The organism is Vibrio sp. V31_P5A7T61 (assembly GCF_009904895.1).
Classification (GTDB): Bacteria; Pseudomonadota; Gammaproteobacteria; order Enterobacterales; family Vibrionaceae; genus Vibrio; species Vibrio metschnikovii.
In genome coordinates, this window is the sequence record NZ_WXWI01000044.1 from 1 (window position 1) to 3,844 (window position 3,844).

Annotated in this window: 4 protein-coding genes and 1 pseudogene; 1 reads left to right on the forward strand and 4 read right to left on the reverse strand. The window is 37.3% G+C overall.

Annotation, left to right across the window (positions count from 1 at the left end):
- Window positions 1-95 precede the first annotated feature (95 nt).
- Window positions 96-398 (forward strand): hypothetical protein, encoded by a 303-nt coding sequence (locus CAG58_RS09900; RefSeq protein WP_161439734.1) that lies wholly within the window; start codon window positions 96-98, stop codon window positions 396-398.
- Window positions 399-407: 9 nt separating this feature from the next.
- Here the strand turns inward: CAG58_RS09900 and CAG58_RS09905 are convergent, their stop codons facing one another.
- From CAG58_RS09905 to CAG58_RS09920, 4 genes and pseudogenes are all read right to left on the reverse strand, one after another.
- Window positions 408-923 (reverse strand): fimbrial protein, encoded by a 516-nt coding sequence (locus CAG58_RS09905; RefSeq protein WP_161439735.1) that lies wholly within the window; start codon window positions 921-923, stop codon window positions 408-410.
- A 79-nt stretch (window positions 924-1,002) separates the two neighbouring features.
- Window positions 1,003-1,584 (reverse strand): fimbrial protein, encoded by a 582-nt coding sequence (locus CAG58_RS09910; protein WP_161439736.1) that lies wholly within the window; start codon window positions 1,582-1,584, stop codon window positions 1,003-1,005.
- A gap of 254 nt (window positions 1,585-1,838) precedes the next feature.
- Window positions 1,839-2,423, reverse strand: a complete 585-nt coding sequence (locus tag CAG58_RS09915; protein WP_161439737.1) for a fimbrial protein — start codon at window positions 2,421-2,423, stop codon at window positions 1,839-1,841.
- 194 nt (window positions 2,424-2,617) lie between these two features.
- Window positions 2,618-3,548 (reverse strand): annotated as a pseudogene (locus CAG58_RS09920) (IS4 family transposase).
- Window positions 3,549-3,844: the final 296 nt, after the last annotated feature.

The following is a 3,844-nucleotide window of genomic DNA, read 5'->3' on the forward strand; positions in this document are numbered from 1 at the left end:
GTACTATTGTTTTTTTGATCTATAATAAGTATAGGAAAACATAGTTACGACATAATAATTCTAGTTTTAAACTTGAAACTTGCATGGTGAATCGTATGAATATATTTAAAAAATTGTCTTTATTGATAATATCAATAGGTTGTATCACCACTACAAACGTCTATTCTTCTGTTCCAGTTGGTAGTGGCTCGATAACTTTCGTTGGTAGCATCGTTGAAAGTACCTGCAAGAGCAGTGCTAGCGGTTTGATCTGTGGTAAAGAGAAGGCATTAACCTATACAGACTTAACCGCTAATAGCCATGTAAATAACCTTGGACAGACACATACAAAAATACAACTTATTGATAAAAAAAGAGTAAATAAGAATACCTTACTTGCCACTATTCAGTATCATTGAAGCTTTTTTCTAATTATAAGTAACTAAATACTGTAGATTAGATATGACACTTCCAGCGGTTGCGTTACCTTCTTCCGAAAGATAACGCACTCCAAGTCTTAACTTCCCCTTATCAGCCCCAGTCGGCATATCTATTTCTAAAACTGCTGGCTGATAAAGTTCAATCGGCTCTTTATTGCTGTTTAATAATTGCAAAGCAACATTCTCAGCATCACCTGCAGCATTAATTAAGTTCCCTTCTGATGTGGCATTTCCAACTAATTTAGTTAGATAAACATCATCAACCTGTAATGGGATACAATCTCTTAATGATAACTCAAACCACTTCTCACCCGCATAAGATGCAGGTAAAACCAAGTCATTTACGGTAACCGTCTCTAATAAAACTACTGGATTGCTATTCGAACCATTAACCTCAATAACACAAGTTTGGTTACTTGTTGCCCCAAGAAATTGTATTGTATTTGGCTTAGCCATAGAGTTAAACGATAATAGACTAATAAAAGCAAATAATATTCTTTTCAATTTAAAACCTAACATTCACTTACTAATGTTCAAAAGCTGAGCTAATACAAAGCTTAGCATATAAAATAAAAAATCTTAATTACAAATAACTAATAGCGTATTGAATTCTACCAACAACAGTGCCTGGTGTCGCACCACCTTGGTGAGAAACATACTCTACACTATAGGTAGTCTTTCCAGAGGTTTCTCCTGGTCTAACAAGGATTAAACCAGCATTCGCTGATATATTTGGACCATCATAATAAATAGGTGTTCCATCATGTGGATGTAAAATATGCAAATCGACATTGTTAGCTGAGCCGATATTTCCGATCGTGCTCTGTTTTCCAAAATCATTATTAGGACCTGTTAGGTAATAAGGTTGAAGATTAACCATCAATGCCATAGCGTCATCAGTAGGAATACAACCGCTGACGCTAAGAGTAAATTCTGTTCTACCTGCAGTTGAACCTGCATCTTTTAAGTTAGATGCATGAACAGGCTCTAAATTAACAATCGGGTTGCCATTCGCACTACCATCAACCGAAAGGATGCAAGTTTGGTTAGTTAACTCACCTGAAATATAGAGCTTATTGTCAGCATAAACAGGAGCCACAGCAAACATCAACGCTAAAGATAAACTAAAAAGAGAGGCAACACGAACTACCATTAAATTTTTCATTATGAAACCTATTAAGTAAAATATAATTTAATTAAACCGCGCACAGCCAGTGTACATACCGCTCATTATCTAGCCTTTACCACTCAAGAAACATAGCTCAACACCTGCAAGAATGTAGGAAATTTCTTTTCTAGATAGTAGTTTGAAATATTGTGTACTTTAAGTTAGTGCTTAGATAGATAAAGTAAATAATTAACTTTTATAAAAAATCTCTCATAAAATTTTATAAGATAACAGAAATTAAGAGCTAACAACTACGCATAAGTAATAGAATATTGAACTGCGCCAATAACAGTACCTGGCGCTGCATCACCTTGGTGGGAAATATACTCTACGCTATAACGACTACTGCCCGACGTTTCTCCCGCAAGAACAATAATAGAACCTTGGTATAAACCGACATTATTACCATTAGAATAATAAATAGGTTTTTCGTGTACAAAATCTAAAATTTGTAAATCAACATTTTTAGCTGACCCCATATTTCCAATAGTTGTTTGAAAACCAATCTCATTATTAGGCCCACTTAGACTATGAGGTTGAAGGTTAACCAACAAAATCAAAATATCATCAGGAGCGATACAGCCGTTTACTCCAAGAGTGAATTCTTTTCTACCTGCAGTTGAACCAGCCTCCCTCAAACTAGATGCATTAACAGGATCTAAGTTAATAATCGGGTTGCCATTGGCGTTACCATTAACTACTACACTACAGGTTTGGTTGGTTATCTCCCCAGAGAAATGAATGTTATTCTCAGCATGAACCGGAGAGGCAGCAAGCATTAGCGCTGACGATAAACTAAAAAAAGATGTTACAGAAGCCATATTTAACTTTTTCATCTCTAAACCTATTGAGTTAACTATAATTAAGAAAATGGAAGATCAGAACCTCCCGGAAGTCGACATAGTATCCACTGTACTCAGCACGAACGATGTAGTCCAAGAGCAACAACTCTGTAGGAAAACTCTTTCATTCATTGTTCTGAGATATCCCCTCATAATTTTCCCAATGCCCAACTATGCTTGAATAAACTTTAACCAAGAATGGTTGCAGGTGCTAGCAAGTTTTCCCTCGTTATTGTGTAGCCAGAATGCCGTAATACTTCCATGCCTAAGCGCACTGTTGAGAGTACATTCCGATTTCTGACGGTATTAGCCTAAAAAGTGCTTACCCCAGCCTTGTCTTTGTGCATGAACTCCAGCAAGCCAAAATGTCAGTTGAAGCAGCCTGATATCAAAGCGCTCTGGGCTGCTCGTTCGGCTATGACGCAGCCCTAATCCGTACGCAGGGCTTTTCAAGTATCGGAATGTTTCTTCAATCTGCATTCGCTTCAAGTAGATCCTAACAAGTTGCTTGGGTGTTCGAGTTTCAACGGGTAAGTTAGTCGCCAGAACCCATAGTTCTTTTGCTGACGCGAGTAAATTTTAGGTGACGGATGATGACAACTAGTCCGTGTCGAACGCTGATTTTTTCGGCCTTTAGGACAAGATTTATACAGTGCAATTTGACATGAAATTGGGTTGCTCTTAGTCAACCTCTTATAGCCTAAAGTCTTTGAGCGACTTGAGGATATGCTATGTAAGTTGCTGATAGGTTGCCAGTTTTCCGCACCTAAATCTGCATATTGCACTTTCCCTCTGACTCGACTTAACCAGTACCAACCTAGCTTTTCAACGGATTTATACCATGGCACTTTAAAGCCTGCATCAGTAACAATGAGCGGTGTCGTATCACTCGGCAGAATGCTTGCTAGGTCGGCTAAGAATTGGTCATGAGCTTTCTTTGAACATTGCTCTGAAAGCGGAAACGCTTTCTCATAAAGAGTAACAGAACGACCGTGTAGTGCGACTGAAGCTCGCAATACCATAAGCCGTTTTTGCTCACGAATAGCTGTTGAGTCGTTTTAAGTGTAATTCAGGGCAGAATTGGTAAAGAGAGTCGTGTAAAATATCGAGTTCGCACATCTTGTTGTCTGGTTATTGATTTTTGGCGAAACCATTTGATCATACGACAAGATGTGTATCTACCTTAACTGACCTACATGATCAACGTATTCGTTACCTCTGATATTTATAACAGCGGTATTCTGACTCGCAAATATAGAACTCAATGAAGCAAATATAAAAATCCAAAATAAAATATCTAACTTAAAACTGCGATTATCAATATCCATTATTACACCATAATTTATTAAATATATATTCTATTATTTACCTTACTTAACTTTGCATACATATATTTTAGGCGCTACCTTTTGGGT